22 protein-coding genes are annotated in these 26,032 nt (G+C 69.7%); 8 read left to right on the top strand and 14 right to left on the bottom strand.

What is annotated here, in order from left to right; translation table 11 throughout:
• Window positions 1–42 precede the first annotated feature (42 nt).
• Genes xylB through R0146_RS04620 form a run of 4 tightly spaced genes read right to left on the bottom strand, consistent with a single transcriptional unit; the run spans window position 43 to window position 4,674 of the window.
• Window positions 43–1,536: a xylulokinase gene (gene xylB, locus R0146_RS04635; protein ID WP_317691693.1), complete on the bottom strand. Its 1,494-nt coding sequence runs from the start codon at window positions 1,534–1,536 to the stop codon at window positions 43–45.
• Window positions 1,533–2,444, bottom strand: coding sequence for a carbohydrate ABC transporter permease (locus R0146_RS04630; protein ID WP_317691692.1), 912 nt, complete (start codon window positions 2,442–2,444; stop codon window positions 1,533–1,535). Before R0146_RS04630 ends, xylB begins: the two co-directional genes overlap by 4 nt.
• Window positions 2,444–3,286 (bottom strand): carbohydrate ABC transporter permease, encoded by an 843-nt coding sequence (locus R0146_RS04625; protein WP_317691691.1) that lies wholly within the window; start codon window positions 3,284–3,286, stop codon window positions 2,444–2,446. Before R0146_RS04625 ends, R0146_RS04630 begins: the two co-directional genes overlap by 1 nt.
• 59 nt (window positions 3,287–3,345) lie before the next feature.
• Window positions 3,346–4,674, bottom strand: coding sequence for an extracellular solute-binding protein (locus R0146_RS04620; RefSeq protein WP_317691690.1), 1,329 nt, complete (start codon window positions 4,672–4,674; stop codon window positions 3,346–3,348).
• A gap of 540 nt (window positions 4,675–5,214) precedes the next feature.
• On the opposite strand from R0146_RS04620, the gene R0146_RS04615 reads away from it, so the two are divergent.
• The 3 genes from R0146_RS04615 to R0146_RS04605 all read left to right on the top strand — a co-directional run bounded on the left by R0146_RS04615 (window position 5,215) and on the right by R0146_RS04605 (window position 9,481).
• The gene (locus R0146_RS04615) at window positions 5,215–6,240 is read left to right on the top strand and encodes a LacI family DNA-binding transcriptional regulator (protein WP_317691689.1); all 1,026 of its coding nucleotides are present in this window, start codon (window positions 5,215–5,217) and stop codon (window positions 6,238–6,240) included.
• A gap of 63 nt (window positions 6,241–6,303) precedes the next feature.
• Window positions 6,304–8,394 carry a hypothetical protein gene (locus R0146_RS04610; protein WP_317691688.1) on the top strand — a complete coding sequence of 697 codons (2,091 nt, stop codon included), beginning with the start codon at window positions 6,304–6,306 and terminating at the stop codon, window positions 8,392–8,394.
• Between the two features lie 25 nt (window positions 8,395–8,419).
• A complete protein-coding gene (locus tag R0146_RS04605; protein WP_317691687.1) occupies window positions 8,420–9,481 on the top strand; it encodes a class I mannose-6-phosphate isomerase in 1,062 nt (353 codons plus the stop codon).
• An 81-nt stretch (window positions 9,482–9,562) separates the two neighbouring features.
• Here the strand turns inward: R0146_RS04605 and R0146_RS04600 are convergent, their stop codons facing one another.
• Window positions 9,563–10,381: an HAD hydrolase family protein gene (locus R0146_RS04600; RefSeq protein WP_317691686.1), complete on the bottom strand. Its 819-nt coding sequence runs from the start codon at window positions 10,379–10,381 to the stop codon at window positions 9,563–9,565.
• A 211-nt stretch (window positions 10,382–10,592) separates the two neighbouring features.
• Here R0146_RS04600 and R0146_RS04595 point away from each other — a divergent pair, with 211 nt between their 5' ends.
• Both R0146_RS04595 and R0146_RS04590 read left to right on the top strand, forming a co-directional pair.
• Complete coding sequence (locus R0146_RS04595; RefSeq protein WP_317691685.1) at window positions 10,593–11,744, top strand: hypothetical protein; 1,152 nt, start codon at window positions 10,593–10,595, stop codon at window positions 11,742–11,744.
• A 117-nt stretch (window positions 11,745–11,861) separates the two neighbouring features.
• Window positions 11,862–12,905 carry an NAD(P)-dependent alcohol dehydrogenase gene (locus R0146_RS04590; protein WP_317691684.1) on the top strand — a complete coding sequence of 348 codons (1,044 nt, stop codon included), beginning with the start codon at window positions 11,862–11,864 and terminating at the stop codon, window positions 12,903–12,905.
• 22 nt (window positions 12,906–12,927) lie between these two features.
• Here the strand turns inward: R0146_RS04590 and R0146_RS04585 are convergent, their stop codons facing one another.
• A complete protein-coding gene (locus tag R0146_RS04585) occupies window positions 12,928–14,058 on the bottom strand; it encodes a site-2 protease family protein (RefSeq protein WP_317691683.1) in 1,131 nt (376 codons plus the stop codon).
• Between the two features lie 188 nt (window positions 14,059–14,246).
• On the opposite strand from R0146_RS04585, the gene deoC reads away from it, so the two are divergent.
• Complete coding sequence (deoC, locus tag R0146_RS04580) at window positions 14,247–14,909, top strand: deoxyribose-phosphate aldolase (RefSeq protein WP_317691682.1); 663 nt, start codon at window positions 14,247–14,249, stop codon at window positions 14,907–14,909.
• Window positions 14,910–14,959: 50 nt separating this feature from the next.
• On the opposite strand, the gene R0146_RS04575 is transcribed toward deoC, so the two are convergent.
• From R0146_RS04575 to R0146_RS04550, 6 genes are all read right to left on the bottom strand, one after another.
• Window positions 14,960–15,715: an SDR family oxidoreductase gene (locus tag R0146_RS04575; RefSeq protein ID WP_317691681.1), complete on the bottom strand. Its 756-nt coding sequence runs from the start codon at window positions 15,713–15,715 to the stop codon at window positions 14,960–14,962.
• On the bottom strand, window positions 15,712–17,085 hold the full coding sequence (locus R0146_RS04570; protein WP_317691680.1) for an aspartate aminotransferase family protein: 1,374 nt from the start codon (window positions 17,083–17,085) through the stop codon (window positions 15,712–15,714). The genes R0146_RS04575 and R0146_RS04570 overlap by 4 nt, the downstream gene beginning before the upstream one ends.
• Complete coding sequence (locus R0146_RS04565; RefSeq protein WP_317691679.1) at window positions 17,085–18,512, bottom strand: amidase; 1,428 nt, start codon at window positions 18,510–18,512, stop codon at window positions 17,085–17,087. Before R0146_RS04565 ends, R0146_RS04570 begins: the two co-directional genes overlap by 1 nt.
• A gap of 66 nt (window positions 18,513–18,578) precedes the next feature.
• Window positions 18,579–20,054 (bottom strand): sodium:solute symporter family protein, encoded by a 1,476-nt coding sequence (locus R0146_RS04560; protein ID WP_317691678.1) that lies wholly within the window; start codon window positions 20,052–20,054, stop codon window positions 18,579–18,581.
• Entirely contained in the window at window positions 20,051–20,275 is a 225-nt protein-coding gene (locus R0146_RS04555; protein WP_317691677.1) for a hypothetical protein, read from the bottom strand. Before R0146_RS04555 ends, R0146_RS04560 begins: the two co-directional genes overlap by 4 nt.
• Window positions 20,276–20,301: 26 nt before the next feature.
• Entirely contained in the window at window positions 20,302–21,612 is a 1,311-nt protein-coding gene (locus tag R0146_RS04550) for a M20 family metallo-hydrolase (protein ID WP_317691676.1), read from the bottom strand.
• Window positions 21,613–21,822: 210 nt separating this feature from the next.
• Here R0146_RS04550 and R0146_RS04545 point away from each other — a divergent pair, with 210 nt between their 5' ends.
• Window positions 21,823–23,379: a helix-turn-helix domain-containing protein gene (locus R0146_RS04545; protein ID WP_317691675.1), complete on the top strand. Its 1,557-nt coding sequence runs from the start codon at window positions 21,823–21,825 to the stop codon at window positions 23,377–23,379.
• 84 nt (window positions 23,380–23,463) lie between these two features.
• Here R0146_RS04545 and R0146_RS04540 read toward each other — a convergent pair whose 3' ends face one another.
• Window positions 23,464–24,315: a helix-turn-helix transcriptional regulator gene (locus R0146_RS04540; RefSeq protein WP_317691674.1), complete on the bottom strand. Its 852-nt coding sequence runs from the start codon at window positions 24,313–24,315 to the stop codon at window positions 23,464–23,466.
• 101 nt (window positions 24,316–24,416) lie between these two features.
• Between R0146_RS04540 and R0146_RS04535 the strand changes: the two genes are divergently transcribed.
• A complete protein-coding gene (locus tag R0146_RS04535) occupies window positions 24,417–25,181 on the top strand; it encodes an SDR family oxidoreductase (protein ID WP_317691673.1) in 765 nt (254 codons plus the stop codon).
• Window positions 25,182–25,360: 179 nt separating this feature from the next.
• Here the strand turns inward: R0146_RS04535 and R0146_RS04530 are convergent, their stop codons facing one another.
• Complete coding sequence (locus R0146_RS04530) at window positions 25,361–26,029, bottom strand: TetR/AcrR family transcriptional regulator (protein WP_317691672.1); 669 nt, start codon at window positions 26,027–26,029, stop codon at window positions 25,361–25,363.
• Between the last annotated feature and the right edge of the window lie 3 nt (window positions 26,030–26,032).

Below are 26,032 nucleotides of genomic sequence, written 5' to 3'. Positions count from 1 at the left end.
GGTCGGCCGGCCTCCTCCCGGAGGCCGGCACCCGACACATCCTTACTCGGGCCGTCCTTCCCCCTGGCACGAGGCGAGGGTCCGGTACCGCGTGAGCACCTTCGGGCGCGGGTCTGCGGCGATCCGGGTGACCGCTGCCGGCCAGCTGGGGAGCGTTCCGGCGGCCACCCAGGCGGCCTGGCGGGCTGCGCCCATCGCCACATACTCCCCCGGTGCGGGGATCTCGATGTCGCGTCCGAAGACCTGGGCCGCGATGGTCCGTACGGCCTCGTTGCGCGCGGCACCGCCGATCAGGACGAGCCGGGAGACCTCCACCCCGGTCGCCTCCACGGTGGCCAGTCCGTCGGCGAGGGCACACAGCATGCCCTCGATCGCCGCGCGTGCCAGGTAGGACCTGCTCGTCGTCGTCGGAGTGAGCCCGAGCAGGGTCGCCGTGGCGTCCGGCCGGTTCGGCGTACGTTCGCCTACGAAATAGGGGATCAGCACGAGGTCACCGGAGCCGGCGGGTGCGGTCAGGGCGAGCGTCCCGAGCTCCTCGTGGCTGATGTCGAGCAGGCCCGCCATCACGTCGAGGACCCTCGCCGCGTTGAGGGTCGTGACGATCGGCAGTCGCCCGCCGGTCGCGTCGGCGAATCCGGCCACAGTGCCCGTCGGATCCGCGGTCGGCACCGAGCTCGGACCGAACACCGTGCCGCTGGTGCCGAGGGAGATGGCGATCTCGCCGACACCGAGCCCGAGTCCGAGAGCGGCTGCGGCGTTGTCGCCCGCCCCTGGGCCGACCACGAGTCCGGCGTGGGCGGCGGCGCCGTGCGGAAGCTGCACATGGGTGCCGAGAGTGCCCATCGCCTCGTCGGGTGCCACCACCCGCGGCACCACCACGGCGGCGGTCCGCGCCGGGCCGCCCGCCTCGCGCAGCGGCCGACCGAGGGCGCGCTCGAACAGGTCCCCGTCGTACTCCCGGCGTGCCGGGTCCCAGTAGGCGGTCCCGGACGCGTCCGACCCGTCCGTGGCCAGCTCCTCGAGTACCGGGCCGAGCGGCGCCTGGCCGGCCGGGCCGTACCCGCGGAGCCGCCAGGACAGCCAGTCGTGGGGCAGGGCCACCGCGGCCACGGCCGCGGCGTTCTCCGGCTCGGCCTCCCGCAGCCAGCGCAGCTTCGTGCCGGTGAAGGAGGCGACCGGCACCAGACCCGTACGCCGCACCCACTCGTCAGCCCCCAACTCGCGGACCAGGCAGGCCGCAGCAGCCCCGCTGCGGGTGTCGTTCCACAGCAGCGCCGGGCGGATCACCCGCCCCGACGCGTCGAGGACGACCATCCCGTGCTGCTGTCCGCCGATCGAGACGGCGGCCACGTCGTCCAGGCCACCGGCGTCGGCGATCGCCGCGCCGAGAGCGTCCCACCACGCCTCCGGATCGACCTCCGTGCCGTCCGGGTGGGATGCGCGCCCGGACCGTACGATCCGGCCGGTCTCGACGTCGACGACGAGGACCTTGCAGGACTGGGTCGAGGAGTCGACCCCTGCCACCAGGGTGCTCATCGGCCCGCTCCCGCCGTGAGGCCGGCGACGAGTTGCCGGCGGGCCAACAGGTAGAGCACCAGGATCGGCAGCAGCGACAGCACGACGGCGGCAAGGGTCGCCGGCACGTTGATGCTGAACTGACCCTGGAAGTTCCACAGGGCGAGCGGGAGGACCCGTCGGTTGTCGCTCTGGGTGAGGACCAACGGCAGCAGGAACCCGTTCCACACCTGCAGGGCGTTGTAGATCGAGACGGTGGCGAGCGCCGACCGCGACAGCGGCAGCACCAGGTTCCACAGCAGGGTCCACTGGCCGGCGCCGTCCACCCTCATGGACTCGAACAGCTCACCGGGGATGTCGCGGATGAAGTTGACGAGGATGAGGACGGTGATCGGGATCGCGAACGCGATCGACGGCAGCACCACGGCGGCGAGGGTGTCGTACAGACCGACGCGCCCCAGCACGTAGAACAGCGGGATGACGGTCGCCTGCAGCGGAATGGCCAACCCCAGCAGGAACAGCGAGTAGACCCCGCGGACCAGCTTCTTGCGCGACCGTACGATCGCGTACGCCGCCAGCAGACACACGATCGTCGTGACCACGACGGTGGACAGCGTGACGATCAGGCTGTTGGTGAAGTAGACGCCGAAGCCGCTCTTGAGGACCAGCAGGTAGCTGTCCAGTGTGGGTTTGGCCGGTGGGGCCAGCGGATTGCGGGTGTAGTAGGCGCCCTGCTGGGTGATGCTGGTGATCACCACGTAGTAGACCGGCAGCAGCACGACGGCCAGCCAGATCCACGCCGCGACACCTCCGACGACGTTGCGGTGCTTCCCGTTCCGCGACCGCCCCGACACGGCGGTCGGTGTGGGGGTGGGCGTGGTCGCCCGCCGCGCGGTCGCGACCGGGCTCTCGTTCTGGACGCTCACCATCACGCGCCTTCCTGGTCGCTGGTCATCCGGTTGAAGCCGCTGAGTCGGGTCAGTGCGAGGGCGATCGCGAGACCGATGATGACGAGGATCACCGCGAGCACACTGGCGTTCCCGAGGTCACTCGCGGAGAAGCCGGTCAGGTACATGTCCAGCGGCAGGATGCGGGTGGCGTAGCCGGGCCCGCCCTGGGTCAGGACGTAGACGATGTCGAAGTAGGTCAGTGACCCCACGATCATCAGGGTCGAGGAGGTGACGATCGTGTTCCGCAGCATCGGCAGGGTGATGCTGAAGAACTGGCGCATCCGACCCGCCCCGTCGATCTGGGACGCCTCGTAGAGCGACCCCGGGATCTGTCGTGCCGCCGCCTGGTAGAGCAGCGAGTGGAACGGGATGAACTGCCAGGCGATCACCAGGATCACCACGTACAGGGCGTACGTCTGGCTGCCGAGCCAGTCCCGGGAGAGGACGGACAGCCCGAAGGCGTGCCCGACCCCGTAGTTGGGATCGAGGAGGGCCTTGAACGCGATGGCGATCGCGGCCGAGGACATGATCAGGGGCAGGAAGTAGAGGGCGGCGAGAACCGCCCGGTATCGCTGCTTGCCGGCGATGAACACCCCGATGAGGACGCTCATCGGCGTCTGGATCAGCCAGGACAGGACGATGACCTGGAAGGTGAGCCAGAGGGCGTGATAGGTGAGCGGGTCGGTGAGCCTGCTGACCCAGTTCGCGATCCCGTTGAACTCGGGAGCGGTGAGGCCGTCCCAGCTGGTGAAGCTGAGCCCGAGCGCGATCACCAGGGGGATGATCGCGAAGGCGAGGAACATGGCCAACGCAGGGAGCACGAACCAACTGCTGGGGGCCGACCTCTCGCTGAGTGCCCCACCGCTTCGAGTCGTCATCGTCACTCGCCGATGGTCTTGTTCATGTTGTCGGCGAACTGCTGGGGGGTGGACGAACCGGAGAACAGCAGGTCGAGCTGGGTCCAGAACTCGGTCGATGCCTTCGGGCTCAGCGCGAGGTCCCAGGACTGCTGGAAGTTCGGCGCGTCGGTGATCATCTGTTCGACCTGCTTGGAGAAGTCGCTGTTGAGCTTCGGGCCCACGCCCTGCACCGGCGGGATCTGGCCCTGCCCGATCATCGTCGAGTCGTACGAGTCGTTCCAGACGTTGGTGGTGATGTAGTCGATCGCGGTCTTGGTCTGCTCGTCCGTCGCCTTGGACGAGATCGACCAGTAGACCGACGGGTTGCCGGCGATGTTCTTCGGGTCGCCCTTGCCGCCTGCGACGGCCGGGAACGGCGCGACCATCAGCTTGCCGTCCTTGACGAAGTTCGCGTCGATCTGCTCGATGCCGGAGTAGGCCCAGGTGCCCTGGAGCAGGAATCCGGCGCGGCCGGTGACCATCAGCGCCAGGTCGGCGTTGGTGTCGGCGGACACCGAGGCGAAGCCCTCCTCGTATCCGCCCGCCTTGACCAGGTCCTGGATCATGGTGGCGGACTTGATGACGGCCGGGTCGGACCACGCGTTCGGCTTGTTGGCCAGGATGTTCTTCATCACCTCGGGGCCGCCCTCGCGATCGACGAGGTACTCCATCCACATCAGATAGGGCCACTTGCTTCCACCGCCGAGGGCGATGGGCGCCACGCCGGCCTTCTTCAGCGTCTGGACGTCGGCGAGCAGCTCGTCCCAGGTCGCCGGAGCGGTCTGGATGCCGGCCTTGGCCAGCACGTCCTTGTTCATGTACAGCACCACGGGTGCCGTGGAGGACGCGGGGACGGCGTAGGTCTTCCCGTCGATCTTCCCGGTGTCCATGATCGAGGGGACGATCTTGTCGGTGAAGTCCTTCTTGTCGGCCAGCTCGGGGGTGAGATCCTTCACCAGGCCGGCGTCGACGTACGACTTGAGGGTGCCGCCGCCCCAGTTGTAGACGAGGGTCGGCGCCTGCGGGGAGTTGATCGCGGTGCGGATCTTGTCCTTGAAGTCGTTGGTGCCGAAGTACGAGTCGGAGATCTTCGCCTCCGGGTGGGACTTGTTCCAGTCGGCGATCGAGGGCTCGATGTTGGGCCGGTCCGCCGTCGTGCTCCATGCCGCCAGGCCGGCGCTGCTGGAGGCGGCACCGGTGCCACCTCCGCAGGCGGCGAGCGTGGTGGCCAGCGCCAAGGCCGCGATCGCGGGGACCAGGCGCTTCACGGTGCGGCCCTGTGTGCGTCGCGACGATGTCGGGATCTTCATGGTTTCTCCTCCATTGGAGTATTCGGGGGTGGTGCGCTGATGTCGACGGGCTGTGGGGTACGTCAGGAGTGGCTGCGGGTCATCGGCCGGGCGCGGGCCCTGACGGCCGGAAGCAGAGGCGGCGCCGGCTGCCTCGCGGGCGATGGTCTCGGTGGTGCCGGCGATCCTCACGGGCGCACAGCGCGCGGGCCCGCAGCGTGGAGCCGATCGTGGTGTCCATGAGGTGCCCTCTCCGCCGCGTTCCCACGGCTTCATTGCCGCGCGAAAACTGCCGCGCGAAGTGGTAACGGTTCCAACTGTGGGCTGCCAGGAGCCTTCTTGTCAACTGCCTTCGCGTAATCATGTGGCTGTGTTGACGGCTTGCTGCGCCTGGTCCTATCTTCTGTTTGGAAACGTATCCAACTGAGACTGTCGAGCAAGCTCGGGCGGACGACCGGCCCAGCGGTGGGCGCGCGCAGCGCGGACCCCGGCGAGGCGTCGGATCGGTGCTCGTGCTCGGCCCCACCACCATCACGGTCGATGCAACGGAAAGAGGGACGGGTGTCGGAACGAAAGCGCCGGAGCCAGCCGACGATGCGCGACGTCGCGGAAGAGGCAGGCGTGGGCATCGGGACCGTGTCGCGGGTGTTCTCCAATGTCGGGGCGGTCGCACCCGCCACCCGCGAGCGGGTGGAAGCGGTGGCGAAGGACCTCGGCTACCGGCCGAGCGCCCTGGGCCGCGACCTCAAGCGTCGCTCCACCAACACCGTCGGCCTGATCGTCACCGACATCTCGAACAACTTCTACGGCGAGTTCGCCGAGGGCGTGCTGGCCACCGAGAAGGAACTGGGCCGCCATGTCATCCTCTGTGCGAGCGGCGAGGACGCGGCCACCGAGCGGGAGTACATCGACCTGCTCGTCGAGCAGCGGGTCGACGGCATCATCGCCTTCCCGACCGGTGAGAACCTCGACGCGTGGGAGGACGCCCGCCGGCTGGGCATCAACATCGTGCTCGCCGACCGCGAGTTGCCCGGCTTCACGGCCCCCTCGATCCTGGTCGACAACGTGGGCGGTGCGCTCGCACTCACCGAGTACCTGCTGGCCCTGGGGCACCGCCGGATCGGTTACCTCGGTGGCCCCAGCCAACTGACCACGGGAAGCCGCCGCGAGGAGGGTTTCCGCCGGGCGCACGTCGACGTCGGCGTTCCGGTGGACGAGGGACTGGTCGTCCGCACCCGGTTCACCCGCGACACCGCGTACGCCAGTGCCATCCGGCTGCTCGATTCCCGGATCCCGCCCACCGCGCTCTTCGCCGCCAACAACGTCCTCGGCGAGGCGGCGCTCGCCGCCATCCGCGATCGAGGACTGCGGGTGCCGGACGACATCTCGTTGGTGATGTTCGACGACGTGCCGTGGGCGCGGCTGGTGGATCCGCCGATCACGGTCGCCGCGCAGCCCGCCTGGAGCATGGGTCAGGCGGCGGCCCGGCTGGTGCTGTCGCCGGACGGGACGGCCCGGTCGATGACCCTGCCGGTCGAGATCCAGATCCGGCGCAGCGCGGCCGCCCACTTCACCCAGACCCCCTAACCAAGAGCTGACAGGCGGCTGCTGCCGCCGGACCCACGCTGTCGTGGGAGAAGGAGCAAACCGATGGAACGCGGCATCTACTTCGACGGGTGGTACCCGAACGAGCACTGTTATCACCCGGCTCTGCCGCCTCGTCGGCTCACGATGGCCGACGATGTCGCCGAGATGGGCGGCACCATGCTCGTCTGGGCGGGGCTGGGCGGCGGCGTGATCAGCCTTCCGTATCTGGAGGAGGAGGCGTTCGGCCGGATCCCGCAGCGGTTCCGGCAGCACGGGTACGTCAACGAGTCCGAGTTCGTCGCGTACGCCAAGCAGCACGGGATCGACCTGTTCGGCATCGTGTTCGAGGCGCAGGCGTGGGAGTTCCCGGCCGAGATCGTCGGCGGCGAGGTCGTCGCCCAGAACCAGCTGCGGGGCGTGGGGACGCAGACCACCACGGGCCTGCGTGAGTTCTCGACGGACACCGGCCCGGCCGATTGGAAGCCGTTCCGGCACTACTTCCCGGACGGTCTGGTCAACAGTGACGGCGAGCAGGTCACCGATCTGTGGGAGGAGGTCGTCTCCCGCGACCTGGAGGGCCGCCCGCTGCACGCCCACTGGGTGGAGGTCGACGGCAAGGGCCAGGCCTGCCGCCTCGCCGACCGGAACAATCCGGTGTGGCGCGAGTACCTCAAGGCGATCGTACGGATCCAGATCGACGCCGGCGCTCCGGGTGTCCAGCTGGACGAGACCGACGTGCCGCTGCTCGCCCTGCGCTACGGCGGGTGCTTCTGCAAGGACTGCATGAAGGGGTTCCGGGCGTTCCTGCTGGCGCAGGACGAGGCGCCGGCCGAGCTGGCCGGTGTCGAGCTGGAGACCTTCGACTACCGGGCCTGGCTGCTGGCGCAGGGTTTCCGGGCCGGGACGGCGCCGCAGCGGCTGCCGCTCTACGCGGAGTACTGCCGGTTCCTGCAGGTGTCCATCACCGAGACGTTCCACGAGATCGCGTCGTACGTGAAGGAATATGCGGCGTCGCAGGGCAGGAAGGTGCGGGTGGCGGGGAACTTCTACGACTGCGCGCCCTTCTACGAGGCGATGGTGCCCGACGTCGATGTGCTGGTCACCGAGATGCGGGAGACGAGGTACCAGCAGCCCTGGTACTTCCGCCATGGCGTCGGCCTGGCCGCGGGCCGCCCCCTGGTGGCGGTGGAGAATCCGTACGGTGGCGTCACCGAGGACCTGTTGCGCCGCATCCAGCGCGGCACGGCGTACGACCTGTTCCGGTTGTCGATCTTCGAGGCCAACGCCATGGGCGCCAACATGTCCCTGCCGTACGGGTCCTGGCTCGGCACCGAGGTCAAGGACTCCTACTGGGTCCCGAAGGACCTGGCGGTGGCGACCGGGCAGGCGCTGGTGTCCCTCGACGGCGTCACCTCCCAACGCTCCGCACACTCGGTCGCGGTGGCCTACTCGGTGCCGAGCGTGATGCGGTCGATGATGGACTCCGACATGTTCAGCGACGACGGCCGCTGGTTCGAGCCGGTCGAGGCGGTCGACGCGCGGCCGGCCTCCTACTGGGAGACGATCGAGGCGCTCAGCCGCACCGGTCACACCTTCGACGTGATCGTCCTGCCCGACGAGGGCCTGCGTCCCGACGCCACCGCGCCGGAGACGTTCGCTGCGTATCGCACCGTCGTGGTCCCCGACGCGTGGAACATCAGCGTCGCGCAGCACGCCGCCCTGATGGGCTATCTCGAGGCCGGCGGGTCGGTCGTCGTCAACGGTGCGTACGGGACGGAGCTGCCCGACGGTGCCGCGGACGCGCTGCTCCACCACGAGCGCACCGTGGTGCTCGACGACGCCACGGCCGTCCCGGGCCACGTCGCCAGCGACGTGGTCGGGGACTTCGACGAGAGCATGGCGGTGAGCGTCCACCTTCTCGACGACGACTCCGTCGCGCTGCACCTTGTCAACTTCGACTATCAGGAGGAGACCGATCGGGTCGTTCCGCGCACCGACGTCCGCGTCGGGATCCGGACCGACCGGCCGGTGACGACGGCGACGCTGCACCGTCCCGGCCTCCCGGTGGTGAGTGTCCCGCTGACGGTCGCCGACGGGGTCGCGTCGGTGGACATCGACCGGATCGACCTGTACTGCGTGGTGCATTGTGCGTGATCCACAGAATTCCCAGGAGATCTCCATGGAAACAGGGCTGACGGATCGTGACCGCCTGCCGGCGCCGGTCCTCACCAGCGCCCCGATCGTGCTCGAGGCGAATCAGCCTCCGGAGCGTCCGTACCGGGGTGGCGCGGGGATCGCCGCGTTCCGCGGCATCGCGCAGTCGAGCGCGTTCGTCCCCGAGGACTTCGTCGGCTCGACCACCCAGGTGCACGCCGGCGGTGGAGTCGGGCTGACGGTGCTCTCCGACGGCCGGACCCTGAAGGACGCGATCGCCGCGGACCCGGTCGGGTTCCTCGGCGAGGAGCACGTACGCCGCTACGGGGCCGATTCGATGCTGCTGGTGAAGCTGCTCGACACCGCTGAACGGCTGTTCGTGCACTACCACCCGAGCGACGCCTTCGCCAGGACGCGGCTCGGGGAGCCGCGTGGGAAGACGGAGGCCTGGGCGGTCTTCGCCACCGCCGACGAGGACGCGTACGTGTCGCTGGGCTTCACCCGCGCCGTGTCCGAGGTCGAGGCGGCCCAGTGGTTCCGTGGCCAGGACGTTGCGGACATGCTGGGCGTGATGCACCGGTTGTCGGTCCGTCCCGGTGACACCATTCTCGTGCCGGCCGGCCTGCCGCACGTCATCGGTCCGGGCCTCACGTTGGTCGAACTGCAGCAGCCGACCGACCTGTCGATCCTGCTGGAGTACGCCGGCTACCGCGGGATGGACGAGAAGGACGCCCTGATGGGCCTCCACCTCGACCTGGCCCTGCAGGCGCTCGATCGCAGTGCCTGGTCGCCCGAACGTCTCGGCGAGCTGGCGTCGCCGGCGCGTCGGGTGAGTGCGACGACCGAACGGCTGTTCCCGGCCGCCGCCGACGGGTTCTTCCGCGCCGAACGCATCGTCGCCGGCGGGTCGGCGGCCGTCGACGCGGGATTCTCGGTCCTCATCGTGCTGGCCGGGGACGGGGCGATCGACTACGCGGGCGGCACCCTGCCGATCCGCCGCGGGATGACCGTGCTGCTCCCGTACGCCGCCGGACCCGTGGAGATCGTCGGCGACGTCCAGCTGATCCGGGCCCGGCCCCCGGAGTGACCCGCAGCTGACCCGGCCCGGGGCGTGTCGCCGTACCGTGCGGAGGCACGCCCCGGGTACCCGGTGAGGTGCGCGGCGCGGTCAGCCCTGGCGCCCGGGATCGGTCGAGGCCAGTAGTTGGTCGACCAGCTCGTGGGTGCTGCCGACCGCGCGCTCACAGGCGGCCAGCACCTCGGCGGGGGAGTGGGCCAGGGCGATCGGGTGGTCGGCCTCGGCGTGCATGCTCAGGTCGTTCCAGGAGTCACCGATCGTCCACACCTGGCCGTGGTCCGCGACGAGGTCGGTGAGCAGCCGGCGCAGCCCGAGGCCCTTGGTGGCGCCGGCGGGGACGATGTCGAGGAAGGTCTGGTTGCGGTGCAGCACGCCGCGGTCGCCGACCAGGCCGGTGAGCGCGCCGGTCAGCCGGTCGCGATCGTCGTCGTCCGGGACGAACACCGGGATGCCGAACAGCTCCTGGTCGGCGATCCAGTCGGCGTCGGCCGGTGCGAACGCCGGCAGGATCATCGAGTGGGTGCCGACCCGGTTGAACACCTCGTAGTCCCGCTCGATGGTCGACGCGTAGAGGGCGAGCGCCTCGTCGCGGACCGTACGGAACACCTCTCGGAACAGCGTCGGGTCGTGCGAGCGCACCGACAGCGGCACCAGGTCGCCGTCGGTGATCACCGCCCCGGTGAAGGCGATCACGTAGTCGGGGCGGGGCAGGTCGGCCGTCCACACCCGTCGGATGGCGTCGACCGATTTGCCGGTGTCCAGGACCAGCAGGTTGCCGGCCTCGGTCCAGGCCCGCAGTGCGGCGGCGTCCTCCGACGGGACCTCGCCGTCGAACACGATCGTGCCGTCGAGGTCGCAGACCAGGACGTCGGGTCGGCCGCGTGAGGCCGCGCTCAGCTGGGGATCCACGGCGTCATCGTCTCATTGGACCCACGACCGCTCCGACGGTGGGGCGGCCCGTCCGGTCGGGATGCGCGCCGGTGTGATGTGCCACACGTTCAAACGACGGTGGGCGGGAGCGTGTGTCGGCGGGCTACCGTGAGCCCAACCAATTCAAGATTCAACCGATGTGGTGGGGTGTGGCGCCCCAGCACCTCGGTGCGCTCCCGAACGGACGATCATGAACGAACCAGCGCCCACCGCCGTGCGCCGTCCTCTTCGCCAGCCCGTGCTCGGCATCCTGGTGCTCATCGTGGCCGTCGTCCTCTCGCTCGGCTTCATCGCGCTCTTCTCCTGGCCCACCTTCCGCGACCGGGTCTCCTACCTGCTCGTCTGCGGGGTGCCGACCCTCTTCGTCGTCGGCGCCTTCTGGCGCACCGAGCATCCCCGGTGGATCGGCCGGCTGGGCCAGCCCTGGCGGGGCCTGGCCTTCCTCGTCCTGATGCTGGTCAACGCGGCGGTCATCGCCACGCTGCTCGTCGTCCTGTTCGGCGGCGGGATGACCCCGCCGGTGCCGAACGTCGCGCACATCGCGATCATGGCGGTGCCGTACACGTTCCTGCTCGCGGTGATCTGGCGCGGGTGGCCGTTCCGCGGCATCCGGAACCCGGTGCTGGGCGGCTACCTCCTGATGGTCGCGGCGTACGCACTGTCGGCCCTGACGTACGGCCTGTTGGCCAACTACGCGTCCTTCGAGGGCGGTCCGGCGTACGTCCCGGCACTGGATCCGCACGGTCCGTTCGACATCTGGGCGGTGATGACCACCGTGGTCACCGGGATGGCGGCGGGGCTGCTGCTCCTGCACCTCGACTTCTGGCCGTTGACCGAGCGGGTGACGAAGAACCCGCCGGTGGTGGCGGTGGCCTCGACCGGCCTGATCGCCGCGGTCACGCTGGTCGTGGAACTCGTCGGCGTGGGACTGGTCCGACTGCCGTGGCCGACGATGCTGACCGGGGTGACGGTGGCGTTCCTCTTCGGCTCGATCGTCGTGCTGAACATCCTCCAGGGTCGGCTGCCGGGGCCGACCGGGCAGCCCGCCCGGGGCGCGGTCTCCGCGCTGATCGCCGCGGTCGTGGGCGTGCTGCTCGGCCGGCTGTACGTCCTCGTCCTGCCGGCCGTCTCGGGGGAGATCCCCTTCGGGGCCCCGGGTTTCCAGGGTGAGGTGTGGCTGGCGTCGGCGCTGCTCGGGGTCACCTTCCCGCTGCTGGCGGTGCTGAGCGACGGGTTCGCGTTCTGGCCGTTCAGGCGGGAGCCGGTCGAGGGCGCTGCGCCGGTGCAGGCCGCGGCCGATCCAGGGCCGGTCGGTGGTCGTGCGCCCGAGGGCCTCGGCTGAGGGGTCGGTCTGGACTTCCCACCGCGGCACCGGGTGGTGTTGGATGGAGGGGCAGCCGCTCACCCCCAGACGGTCTCCCATGAATGTGACCGTTCACTCGACCACGAAGAGAGATCCATGCTCAACGTCCGTGCCTACGCCGCTCCGTCCGCCACCGAACCGCTCGTCCCGCTCACGATCGAGCGACGGGCGACGGGCGAGAACGACGTCCTCATCGCCATCCGCTACGCCGGCATCTGCCATTCCGACATCCACCTGGTCCGCGGCGACTGGGGCCCGGTCAGCTATCCGCAGGTGGTCGGCCACGAGATCGCCGGCGAGGTCGTCGAGGTCGGCCCGTCCGTCACGAAGTTCGCGGTCGGTGACCGCGTCGGCGTCGGTTGCATGGTCAACTCGTGCCGTGAGTGCGAGAACTGCCGCGCCGGGATGGAGAACTACTGCCTGAAGGGCAACACCCAGACGTACGGCTCGCTGGATCGCGACGGCACCATCACCCAGGGCGGCTACTCGACCCACGTCGTGGTCGACCAGGACTTCGTGCTGCGGCTGCCGGAAGCCATCCCGTACGAGGCGGCGGCACCACTGCTGTGCGCCGGCATCACCACGTACTCGCCGCTGACCCACTGGGGTGCCGGTCCGGGCATGAAGGTCGCGGTCGTCGGCATGGGCGGCCTCGGTCACCTGGCCGTCAAGATCGGCGCCGCCAAGGGCGCTGAGGTCACCGTGCTGTCGCACTCGCTGGCGAAGCAGGCCGACGGCCTGGCCTTCGGGGCGAAGCACTACTACGCCACCAGCGATCCGGCCACCTTCGCCGCGCTGGCGAACACGTTCGACCTGATCATCAACACTGTCTCCAGTGCCGACATCGACCTGAACGCCTACCTCGGGCTGCTCCGCCTGGACGGGACCCTGGTGAACGTCGGCGCCCCGGCCGAGCCGATGCCGGTGGGCGTCTTCACCCTGTTCGGCAACCGCCGGTCCTTCGCCGGCTCCGGGATCGGCAGCATCGCCGAGACCCAGGAGATGCTCGACTTCTGCGCCGAGCACGGTGTCGCGCCGGAGGTCGAGCTGATCGGCGCCGACCGGATCAACGAGGCGTACGAGCGGGTGCTCGGGTCCGACGTGCGGTACCGGTTCGTGATCGACACGGCCACGCTCTGAGGGCCCCGTCGCCGTCCTCAGCTCAACGGTCGCCGCGCGGCCGCAACAGGGCCAGGTCCAGCATCCGTTGCAGATCGGTCGGGGAGACGATGCCGACCAGATGTCCGCCGTCGAAGACGAGAGCCCGCCCGTCCGGGGCCTGCTGCAGCCGGTCCACCAGCTGGGTGGCGGTGTCGTACGGGGACAGCACGGGCACCTGTGCCAGCGGGATGGCGACCTGCCCGACGGTGGCGTGCTGGTCGCCACCGGCCATCGCCGCCCGGACCCGGCGCATCGTCACCAGCCCGACCACCGCGCCGCTCCGGTCGACCACGGGGAAGGATGTGAAGCGGGACGCCATCGCCTGCTCGACATAGTCCTGCACGGCGAGGTCGGTCGGGACGACCGTCGGATGCCCGGTCATCACCTGCGCCACCCGTACGTCGCGCAGGGCACCCGCGAGCAGCACATGGGACTCCTCGGCCCGGGCCGCGCCGAACAGGAACCAGCCGAGCAGGGCGAACCACAGTCCGTTGACCGGCGCGCCGGCGACGAACAGGAAGACGCCGCCGGCGACGAAGCTGATCCCGAAGGCCCGTCCCACGGCGGCCGCCGTCCGCGTCGCCGAGGCCCGGTCCTTGCTGCGGCGCCACAGTCCGGCGCGGAGCACCCGGCCACCGTCGAGCGGGAACGCGGGCAGCAGGTTGAACACGCCCAGCAGCAGGTTGATCAACGCCAGCCACCGGGCCACGTCGACCGCCAGGGTCGGCGCACCGAGCGTCGCCAGCAGATAGCCGGCACCGGCGAACACCGCGGCGACTGCGAGGCTCACCACCGGCCCGATCACGGCGATCCGGAACTCGTCGGCCGGGCCCTCGGCCTCGCCCTTGAGCCGCGACACCCCACCGAACACCCACAGCGTGATGCTCTCCACCTCGAGACCCTTGCGCTGGGCCAGCAGCGCATGGCCCAACTCGTGGGCGAGCAGCGCACCGAAGTAGAGCAGCGCGGCGATCACCGCCGCCACCCAGCTGGCCGTCGTGCCGACTCCCGGCGTCGGGGTGAACTGCACGGTCGCGAGGCTCCACGCGATCAACAGGAAGATGACGACCACGCTCCACTGCAGCCTGATCTCGATCCCGGCAATGCGCCCCAGACGGATGCCTGTGCCCATCGTCGCCACCACCTTGTGCCGTACGGAACCCTCGTGCTTTCAGCGTACGTTCCGTCCGGCGCCCGCGGTCGGGAGCGGCCGCCGGACGTCCATCCGCCGGGCCGGGGACGGACGACGGCATGATGTCTGTGCCGGCTGATCTCTGTGCCGGCCGGAACGTCGAAGCGGTCGAGGAAGAGGAGCCCGAGATGATCACCCGTCACGAACTGGCGCAGCTGGTGGACCACACCCTGTTGCGGCCGGAGGCCACCACCGCGGACGTGGAGGCGCTCGCCTGGGAGGCGCGTGAGCTGGGAGCGTACGCGATCTGCGTCTCGCCGGCCCGGCTGCCCGTACGGGTCGAGCGGGTGCGCGTCGCCACCGTGTGCGGCTTCCCCTCCGGGGCGGTGGCCCCGTCGATCAAGACGGCCGAGGCGGCCCTGGCGGTGTCGAACGGCGCCGCAGAGGTCGACATGGTCGTCGATCTGGGGGCCCTGAAGGCAGGCGAGTGGCTGGCGGTCGGCGCCGACATCGCCGCCGTACGCTCCGTCGTGCCTGCCCCGACGGTGCTCAAGGTGATCATCGAGTCCGCGATCCTCACCGACGACGAGATCGTCCGGGCGTGCCGGATCGCCGTGCAGGAAGGAGCCGACTTCGTCAAGACGTCGACCGGCTTCCATCCCGGCGGAGGAGCTTCGGTGCACGCGGTCCGGCTGATGGCCGAGACGGTCGGCCCGCGGGTCGGCGTCAAGGCGGCAGGCGGCATCCGCGACCTGGCGACCGCGCTGGCGATGGTCGAGGCGGGTGCCACCCGCCTCGGCCTCTCGTCGTCGCGGAAGATCCTGGCCGAGTACGACCGGCCGACCGCCTGAGGCCGACCGCCTGAGGCCGACCGCCTGAGGCGGCGCGTTGCAGGTCGTCCTCAGGCCGGATCGCGGGCGATCTTGGTGTTGTGGGCCTGGGCCCGTGGGCGCACGATGACCAGGTCGAGGTTGACGTGGTCGGGGCGGGTCAGGGCGTAGGAGATGACGTCGGCGATGTCCTCGGCGAGCAGCGGTTGGTAGCCCTGGTAGACCTTGGCCGCGCGCTCGCGGTCGCCGCCGAACCTGACGAGCGAGAACTCCTCGGTCTCGACGTTGCCCGGAGAGATCTCCAGCACCCGGATCGGCTCGCCGACGATCTCCCAGCGCAGCGTCGTGGCGAGCATCCGTTCGGCGTGCTTGACGCCGGTGTAGCCGCCGCCTCCTTCATAGGCACCGTGCGCGGCGGTCGACGTGACGACCAGCACGTCGCCTGCACCCGAGGCGCGCAGCAGTGGCAGGACGCTCTTGGTGATCCGCAGGGTGCCGAGGACATTGAGTTCGTACATCCGCCGCCAGCCGTCGATGTCGGCGTCGGCGATGCTGTCCAGGCCGAGCGCCCCACCCGCGTTGTTGACCACCGCGTCCAGCCCGCCGGTCCGGGTCAGATGGGTGACCAGGGCGTCGACCTCCTCGGCGGAGGTGACATCGAGGGGATAGGCCTCGCAGCCGGTTTCGTCGGCGAGCTCGGTCAGTCGGTCGGCCCTGCGGGCCGCGGCGACGACCGCCATCCCGTCGGCCTGCAGGCGCCGTACGGTCGCCGCCCCGATGCCGGAGGACGCACCGGTGACCAGCACGCGACGTGGGGAGGCGGTCATCGGGACGCCTCCTCGGTGAGGACCTCGGCCAGGATGGCCATGCCGCGTCGGGCCTCGTCCGTCGTGATGACGCAGGGCGGCACCACGTGGACACGATTGTCGACGACGGTGGCGATGAGACCCCTGGTCAGGCAGGCGGCCTTGATCGAGGCCATCCGTCCTGCCGGCAACGGCTCGCGGGTCGCCTTGTCGGTCACCAGTTCGGCGGCCCAGAAGAGACCGGTGCCACGTACGTCGCCCACCAGTGGGTTGTCCGCGAGCAGCTGGGCCAGCGCCGGTCCGATCACCGTGGCACCGACCGAGGCGGCGTTCTCCACCACCTGCTCGTCCTCCATCGCTTCGATCGTCGCCACGATCGCCGCCATCGCGAGCGGGTGACCCGAGTAGGTCAGGCCGCCAGGGAAGACCCTCTCGTCGAAGGTATGGGCGACAGGCGAACTCAGCAACACCCCGCCGGCCGGGACATAGCCGGAGTTCACGCCTTTGGCGAAGGTGACCAGGTCGGGGATGGCGTTCTGCTGCTCGAACGCGAACCAGGTGCCGGTGCGGCCGAATCCGGCCATCACCTCGTCGCAGATCAGAACGATGCCGTAGCGGTCGGCGATCTCGCGGACCCCGGCCAGATATCCCGGCGGTGGCACGAGGATCCCAGCGGTCCCGGGCACCGTCTCAAGCAGGATCCCCGCGATCGTGTCGGGTCCTTCCATCTGGATCACCCGATCCAGATGGTGCAACGCGCGGGCGCATTCCTCCTCCGGGGTGGTCGCCCAGAACTCGGAACGGTAGAGGTAAGGGCCGAAGACGTGGACGTGACCGCGCGCATACTCGTTCGGGATGCGCCGCCAGTCGCCGGTGGCCACGACGGCAGCGCCGGTGTTGCCGTGATAGGAGCGGTAACGGGAGATGATCTTGTCCCGACCGGTGTAGAGGCGAGCAAGACGCATCGCGTTCTCATTCGCGTCGGCCCCGGCATTGGTGAAGAAGACCTTCTCGAAGGTCGCCGGGGCGTGGGCAAGGATGCGGCGGGCAGCCTCCGCCCGAGCGAGGTTGGCGGTCGCCGGCGCGATGGTGGTGAGGAGGTCGGCCTGCTGTTTGATCGCCGCGACGACCCGGGGATGCTGGTAGCCGATGTTCACGTTGACGAGCTGGCTGGAGAAGTCCAACCACCGCTCACCCGCATGGTTCCACAGCGTCGCACCGCTGCCGGAGGCCACCGAGAAGGCCGGGAGATGGGCCTGCGCGGACCAGGAATGGAAGACCCGGTCGTGGTCCGCCGCGATGATCGCCGCGTCGAGCTCCTGTCCGTGTGCTCCGTCTCCCACGGGAGCCGTCGGAGCGACCAGCGTGCTGGCCTCCAGAATCGAAGACATCAGTGTTTCCCTTCGTCAGTGGTGTCGGCCGGGGTGATCTGTGCCCACGGCCGGTGGGCCTCCACGGCGTAGCCGATCCGGAAGACCGCTTCCTGGTCGTACGGGCTGCCGACGATCTGCAGCCCTGTCGGAACGCCGTGGTGGCCGAATCCTGTGGGTAGCGCCAGCGCGGGGCACCGGTTGTTGATGTTGATCGGCACCGCCATCTGGTCCTGCCAGTAGTGCCGGCCGTCGGGGCCGACGGACGTTGTGGGGGCCTCGGCAGGGAGGGACGAGCGGGCGGAGACCGGGGCGATCAGTGCGTCAGCATCGCTGAGCACTGCCGAGAGCTGGTCGCGCATGATGGTCTCTCGGCGGAACGTCTCCGGCAGCCCGATCCGCGAGGCCGCCTCGAGCGCGTGCTCGATGAACTGGGTGATGTACGGAGAGACGATGGCGCCTGACCGTGAGATCTGCTCCGCCATGCCCGGAGCGAGGATGTGACCGTAGTGGGCGAAGGCCAGGTCCATGATCTCGTTGGCGTGCCACGGGAGTTCGCGTTCCACGATCGTCGCGCCGGCGGCGGCCAGGGCGTACGCGGTCTCCTCGAGGTTGGCGAGTGTGTCGGCCTCCACGGGGTAGTCGCCGAGGCGGCGACTCAGCACCACGGTCGCGCCGTCCAGGTGCCCGGGTCGCGGCGGGCGGGCCACCGGCCGCGAAGGGATCGACAGCTGGTCACGGGGGTGCTGGCCGGCGATGACGTTGTGCATGAGGCGCACATCCTCGACTGTTCGCGCCATCGCACTGTCGCCGCGGTACCAGTCCATGGTCGAGGGGTGCAGACCGGGGACCACACCGTACGGCGCCTTGTAGCCGACCACCCCGCAGTAGCACGCGGGGATCCGGGTCGACCCACCGATGTCCGATCCGGTGGCCAGCGGAGCGAATCCGGCGGCCAGCGCCGCGCCGGATCCTCCCGAGGAACCGCCGGGAGTGCAGGCAGGGTTCCACGGATTACGGGTGACACCCCACTGGCGCGAATCGGTGACGGTCGCTGCGCAGAACTCGGGGACCGCACTGCGGGCGATGGGTATCGCTCCTGCGGCGAGCAGTCGCTCCACGATCGGATGGTCGCGGTCCGGAGTGTCGGTGAGCTCCACCACACCCTGACTCACCGGGCGGCCGGCGAGGTCGTGCTTCTCCTTCAGCACGACCGGCACCCCGAGCAGCGGGGCGAGCTCACCTGCCGCCCAGCGGCGGTCGGCGTCCGCGGCGCGGGTCCTAGCGAGGTCGGTGAGCACCTCGGTGATCGCATTCACGGAGGGATCCACCTCCGCGATGCGCGCCAACAGGTGCTCGATCACCTCCGATGGTCGGACGCGGCGACTCCGGAACTGTGCCGTCAAGTCCGTCGCGCTGAGGTAGGCGTACGGGTCCGGGGTGCTCACGGGCGTTCCTTTCTGAGAAGGGCGATGTCGGCGGGTTCGGGTCGAAACAGGCGCCGAGGTGTGAGATCAGGCGTCGAGGTCGAGAACCAGCTCCCGCTGGGCCGCCGCCACCGGCAGGGGGGACTGCCGATCCGGCGCCTCGGGGCGCCTCGCCTCGCCGGTCACCGACGACACGACACCCATCACGACGAGATTGACCACCAAGGCGACCACGCCGGTGTTCAGACCGAAGACGCTCACTTTTCCGACGGTGAAGCCGATCACCACAAGTTCGGAGGCAACGAGCCCGGCGATCAGGCCGGCAGCGTTGACGAACCTCTGGCGCGTGACAGCAAGGAGGTTGGCGGGAGCGAGCTGGACCAGGCCGGCGTACGTCAGCAGGTAGAGATTCGCCATCAGATCGGGGCGTCCCAGGGCAAGACCGAGGGAGAGCAGCAGGATGAGGCCCGAGGCGACGCGGCCGACGAGGAGCTTGCGGGGTTCGGTGATCCCGGCGGGGGTGAGGTTCGACGACACCAGCGTGGCGATGGCCAGCACGCAGTGGGCGGCCGGCACGATCGCACAGGCCAGCCCTGAGATCACCACGATGCCCATCAGCCACCCGGGAAGCGACTGTTCCGCGAGGGTGAGGATGGCGGAGTTCTCCTGACCCTTGTGGATCTGGAGCTGGGTGACCGCGAAGAAGCCGAGCACGATCGGGATGAAGGTCGCCAGCGTGTAGAGCGGCAGCAGGACGTGGTTCTTGGAGACGGCCCTGGACCGGTCGGCCGACAGCACCGCGGGCCAGCTTTCCGGCAGCGTCATGGCGCCCAGACCGATCCCGCTGATCACCACGCTCGAGATGAACCACGCGATCCCGTACGTCTTGGTTCCGGGAGCGATCACTGTCAGGTGCTCGGCCCGAGTCATCACCTCACCCATCAGATCGCCCGCGTGGAACGTGGCGAGCGTGCCGGCCAGGATGATCACCAGTGCGACGACCATCGCAACGTCCTTGAAGTAGGCCGTCACCGCGACTCCGCGCAGCCCGGCCGTCGTGACGAAGGCGAGGACGAGGACGGTCGCGACGATCATGCTCAGCGTGCCGGCCTGCTTCATGCCGGTGCTGAAGGAGACGATCGTGCCGAGTCCGACGATCTGGACCTGGACGATCGGCGTGAAGAAGACCACCGCCAGCAGGGCGACGAGGCGGCCGAGTGCCGGGCTGCCGAACTGGTGGCCGACCATGTCGGCGTTCGTGTGGTAGCCGAAGACCTTGCCGAGCTTCCAGATGGCGGGCCCGAGGAGGAACATCCCGATGTACCCGATGACGAGGTACGCCGGCAGGTACGCGGCGGAGATCCCGCCGAGCACCGTCAGACCGGACATGCCCAGGAAGGTGAAGCTGGTGAAGATGGCCCCGGCCTGGAGGAAGAAGGTGGTCAGGCTGCTCATGGTCCTGTTGCCGATGGACCATCCGGAGTTCGTGTCGAGGACCGTTCGGCGGCCGAGAAGGCCGAGGAGGGCGATCAGTGCGAGGCCGAGGATCGTGGCGATGATCATCGGAGGTCTCCTTCCGTACCGGTGGTGTCGTTGAGTTCGGGCTCCCGACGGAAGAGTGCGGCGAGGATGAGCGTCGTGACGATCGCCCAGCCGCCTACCCAGAACAGGATCGGCGGGAGGCCGAGAGCGGTGGTGGGGGTGTTGACGAAGGGGAAGAGCGGGGTGAGGACCAGGGCCATCACGGGGAGCAGCAGGGACCAGTGGGCGGTGGTGAGGTGCATGGGAGGTGCTCCGTAATCTGCGGGGGTCAGGCGGGGACGGTGTGCAGGGTGGCGGCCAGCGCGGATGTGCAGGGTGCGCCGGTGCACGCGCCGGTGATCTGACGGGCGAGGACCTCGGCGAGCAGGCGTACGCCGGCTTCGCAGTCCTCGGGGGCGGTGTATTCGTGCTCGTTGTGGGAGATGCCGCGGACGCTGGGGATGAAGAGCATGACCGTCGGCACGAGATCCTTCAGGTTGGTGGAGTCGTGCCCGGCCAGGGTGAGAGTGCGCCGGGCCGTGAGACCGAGGTCGGCCGCCGCCTGCTCGGCCATCACCACGCCGTCGTCGTGGTACGGCTCGACACCCCAGAAGTGGGCTTCGCCGAGGTCGATCGAGGTGCCGGTGGCCTTCTCGATCTCCTCGAACCGGGCCCGCAGCCAGGCGTCCGAGCGGTCCAGCACCTCGGGGAACGGTGACCGCATGTCCAGGTGGAGCCGCGCCTCCCGGTTGACGACCACGGGGGAGTTCGGAATCGCCTCCAGCAGACCGATCCCGGAGTGCAGCTGGCCGGTCGGGAACTGGTCGCAGACCTCCCGGGCGGCGACCACGATGTGCGCGGCTCCCAGCAGAGCGTCGCGGCGCTCCGCCATCGGCGTCGATCCGGTGTGGGACTGTTCGCCGCGGACGACCAGGCGGTACTTGTGAGCGGCCCAGTTGGACTCGACCAGCCCGATGGTCACGTCCGCGTCCTCGAGCCGGTGGCCCTGCTCGATGTGGATCTCGGCGTAACCGACGATCTCGGGGACGGCGTCGGTCCCGCGGTAGCCGATACGGGTCAGTGCTTCGGCAACCGTGACTCCATCGCGGTCCGCGGTCGCCAGCGCCACCTCCACGGGGAGGCGACCGCAGAACACACCGCTTCCCATCATGCTCGGCTCGAAGCGGGAGCCCTCTTCGTTGAACCAGTCCACGACCGCCAGGTTGTAGGTCGGGACGACGTCGCCCGCCTCGACGGCGGCGGTGACTCGCGCCACCGCATGGGCGGCAGCCAGGACTCCGTACGCGCCGTCGTAGCGGCCGCCGCGCGGTTGGCTGTCGAGGTGCGAGCCCACGAGCACGTACGGCGCCCCGGGGACATATTCCGCCAGGCCGAAGAGGTTGCCGATCGGATCGACCAGTCGAGTGAACCCGTGGTCGGCGAACCAGCCGGACAGCCAGTCCCGGGTGAGCCCGTCGGCGGCGGTCGCTGCCTGTCGATCGACACCACCGGCCGGAGTGGCGCCGAAGCGGGACATCGTGGCGAAATCGGTCGCGAACTCGTCTGACCCTTGGGTCCTGACCAGGATGTGTGTCGTCATCTGTGCTCCTTCTCGGGTGAGTCAGAACATAGGAGGGCGACATCTCCGGGCTGTGGACGCGACGGCGCCGGCAATCGCCCCGTAACGCCATCTCGTCCACCCTCGCCGTGACCCGGTACCGGACGGCGCCGGACCGGGCACTCCTGCCCCTGTCGTGCCGTTACTCGACCGTTTCGTCGACGAAACATCCTGGGGCTTCGATGGGACGGCATGAGCCTCTCGTTGAGTGACGTCCTCGGGACGTTCGGACCCCGCGTCGAGGTCGTCGTTCCCGCCGACCACGATCCGGTCGTGTCGTGGCCCTACTTCACGAACCTGCTGGATCCGACGCCCTATCTGCACGGCGGCGAACTCGTTCTCACCACCGGGCCGCTGGTCGACGACGGCTTCGACGGCCCGACCGCCGCGGCGTACGTCGAGCGACTGTCCGAGGCCGGAGTCGCGGGCATCGTGTGCGGGCCGAAACGGATCGGGGATCCTGACCTCGAGGACAGCACCCACCTGCTGACGGAGTTGACCGGCGAATGCCGGCGGCAGGGGATGTCACTGATATGGGGCGGGCAGACCTCCTTCATCGAGATGATCCGCGACGTGGGGGCGCTGCTGCGGGAGGACCAGCGCGAGACAGCGGTGTGGTTCGGTGAGGCCCAACGGCGCCTCACCCATGCCGCGCTGAGTGAGCACGGCGCCGCCGCCGTGGTCGAACAGCTCGGCCAGGAACTCGACACGTGGGTGATCTGCTTCGACGAGCTGGCGCGACCCCTGTATCGGTCCGGTCAAGCCGCCCGATTCGGTGCATCCGTGGTGGCGGCACTCCGCGAGCGCTCGGTCGGGATCCTCGATCGTGGCGTACGCAGCGGGACAAGTCTGCAGGGGACGGAGCTGGGTGCCCATCTGCAGACCCTCGGTCCGGCCCACGAGTTGCTCGGTGTCCTGGCGTACGGAAGTGACGGGCGGATGTCCGAGCCGGTGCAGCAGCTCATCACCTCGGCAGTGGCGCTCCTGTCGGTCGCCATGGTGCGCTCCGCCGAGGTCCGCAGGGAGCGTGCGCGGCTCGATACGGCGGTACTCCGCTTGCTGCTCAGCGGAGCGGTCGAGGAGGCGCGCACGACCACGGCAGCCTGGGGCACCCTCCCGGATCCGCCGATCGTGGTGATGGCCGTGGCGTCCGACCAGTTGCCCAGCAGCGATCTGATCCGTGTCCTGGGGCGCCGCGTCGGCGACGGGCGTCCGTTCGCTGCCGAATACGAGGGGCTCACCGTGGTGCTGTCGTCGGCTCGGCGGACCACCGGGTCGATCGCCGAGGTGCCACTCGAGGGCGCCTGGATCGGCGTGTCGCAGCCGGTGCTCTACGACTCTGTGGCTCTCGGGCACCGACAGGCGGTGGCGGCGCTCGGCGAGGCGTTGTCCGCTGATCTTCCCTGGATCAGATATCGCCCCGGGAGCATGGAGCACATGATGGAGGCGGTCGCCGCGGTGCCAGGGATGGATGAGCAGGCGCGTCGTACGCTCGAGCCGCTCACCCGGTACGACGATGCGCACGGTCAGGACCTCACTCGCTCACTGGCCGCCTGGTTGGATGCGGGATGCCAGTGGGAGGCTGCGGCCAACGCCCTCAACCTGCATCGCCACACCCTCCGATCACGGATCGACCGATGCGCGAGGATCCTCGGCGTCGACCTGGGTGATCCGCCGACCCGCCATCGACTGTGGATCGCGGTCAGCCTGGCGACTCCACCGGACAGGCAGGGCCTCTCCGGGCTGTGATCTCACCGTGCCCCAGGCGTACTCCTCCAGCGGATGGCGACCCACGATGTGCATCGTGATCTCGTCAGTGCCTGCGCTGGGGCGTCAGGTCGGCTCGCCGGCGAACGCCTGGGTGCCCAGCACGGTCAGCAGTCTGAGCTTGCTCTCCGCCTCGGTACGTGGTGGCGCGGTGAGCACCAGCAGCACCTGCGATTCGTCCTCGGTGAGCAGCGCCTGGCAGTCGACCTCGATGGGCCCGATCTCCGGGTGGATGAGCACCTTGTGGTCCTCGAAGCGTCGGCTCACCTCGTGGGCGTCCCAGAGCCGGGCGAACTCGGCGCTGCGCCGGGTCAGCTCGCGCACCATGTCGCCCGCACGGGAGTCGGCGCCCAGGGAACCGTACGCGACGCGGAGGGATGCCACCTGCGCGCGGCTCTGCCGATCCTGGTCACCCTCCGGGTAGCGCCACCGCTCCTGCTCGGGGTGCACGAACCAGCGGTAGATGCCACTGCGTTCCATGCCGGTCAGCCCGCCGGCGTCGCCGAAGAGGGCTCGGGCGGCATCGTTCTGCAGCAGCGTCTCGCCGAGCGCGTTCAGGACGAGCGCCGGAGTGTCGACCAGCCGGTCCAGGACGCGTTGCAGCCCGGGCGCCACGTAGTCGGTCACCGCCGCACGATCGGGGGCAGGGTGGCCGGCGACACGGTAGAGGTAGTCGCGCTCGTCCGGGGTCAGCCGCAGCGCCCTGGCGAGCGAGCCGAGCATCTGCGTGCTCGGCTGTGGCCCCCGCCGCTGTTCCAGCCGGGTGTAGTAGTCGGTGGACATCGCCGCGAGCTGTGCGACCTCCTCGCGACGCAGCCCCGGCGTGCGACGGCGTGGTCCGGGGCTGAGCCCGACGTCTGACGGTCTCACCGCGTCGCGGTGACGGGTGAGGAAGTCGGCGAGTGCGTCACGGTCCACCCTCGAAGTATCGGCGGTGGCCGACGTCGGGTGCCAGGGATCGACGATCCCCCGATCAGCGCACTCTGGTACGCCTCCGGTCCCCGACCGAGGCTGGAGGCATGAACATCAGCGGAAACACCGTCTTCATCCCCGGCGCGACCAGCGGCATCGGCCTGGCCCTCGCCCTCGCCCTCCGGGCCAGGGGCAACGAGGTCATCATCGGCGGCCGCCGTACCGACCTGCTCGAGCAGATCGCCGCCGAGCACCCCGGCATCCACACCTACCGCATCGACACCGCCGACCCGGACAGCATCTCGGCCGTCTCGGCGCGGGTCATCGCTGAGCATCCCGAGGTGAACGTGCTCATCCCGATGGCCGGCATCATGCGCGTCGAGGACTGGACCACAGCCGCCGGCTTCCTCGAATCGGCGCAGCAGATCGTCACCACGAACCTGCTCGGCCCGATCCACCTGATCGCGGCGTTCATCGAACACCTGCAGAGCCGACCGGACGCGACCATCGTCACCGTCTCCTCGGGGCTCGCCTTCACACCGTTGATGGCCACGCCCAGCTACAACGCCAGCAAGGCCGCCATCCACATGCTGAGCGAGTCGATCCGGCTGCAGCTGGCCGGCACCAGTGTCAGTGTGCTCGAGCTGGAGCCGCCCTCGGTGCGCACCGACCTGCTGCCGGGTCAGGCCGAGAGCGAGGGCGCCATGCCGCTGGACGAGTTCGTCGCCGAGGTCGTCGGGCTGATCGAGTCGCAGCCGTACGCCACCGAGATCCAGGTGGAGAACGTCAAGTTCCTGCGTTACGGCGAGGCCCGCGGCGACTACGACCGGGTCGTCGCCACGCTCAACCAGCTCGACCCGCACGGCAGGTGACGCGGCACGATCGTACGGGTGGGGACGCGGCCCGATCGTACGGGTGGGGACGCGGCCAGATCGTACGGGTGGGCACAGGTCCGCCATCAGCAGACCGTACCCTTCGTACGCATTCCCTACCGGTCGCCCGTGCGCGAATGAGTACGACGCGTACGGTCTGGATGCGGAGCGATGCGGCGTCATCGACACCGGTGCAGGTGCCCGAGGCCGATCTGCGGAACGGGCGGCAGCGGTCCCGCTGCGTCCGCTCCGGGGGAGTCCGCCCGGAAGGCCTGCAGCAGGTAGGCCAACTGGCGACGGATCGCCGCCGGGGCCTCGTCGCCGAGCGTGTGCACCAGCCCACCGTTGGCTGCGATCAGCGCGGTGACGTCGCCAGGATCGAAGTCGCGGCGGAGCTGACCGGCGCGCTGGGTCTTCACCACGAGGCGGCGGAGCTTCTCCTCGGCCGCGCCGAGCAGTCGCTCATGGCCCTCGGTCCCGGCGAGCCGGGTGAGCAACGCATCGGTGAAGGCCCGCTCCTCGACCTGCAGCATGGCGACGGAGTGCAGCAGGACGCAGAATCCCCGCCAGGGATCGGGATCCTGAAGCGCCTCGTCGAGGAGAGCGTCGCAGGCGGCGAGTTGGCCGGCGAAGACCTCGGTCAGCAGCGCGTCGCGGGTGGCGAAATGCCGGTACAGCGTTGCCGGTCCGACACCGGCCCGACGGGCGATCGCGCTCAGTGGGACGTCGATCCCGCGGTCCGCGAACGATGCCCGCGCCGCGGCGATGATCCGCGCCCGGTTGGTCCGGGCGTCCGAGCGCTGCGCCGGCCTGCCGGGCTCGGCCTTCTGAGAGCCTGGGGATGCCATGAC

The organism is Raineyella sp. LH-20, assembly GCF_033110965.1.
Lineage (GTDB): Bacteria > Actinomycetota > Actinomycetes > Propionibacteriales > Propionibacteriaceae > Raineyella.
This window is presented reverse-complemented; position numbering and strand designations above follow the sequence as displayed.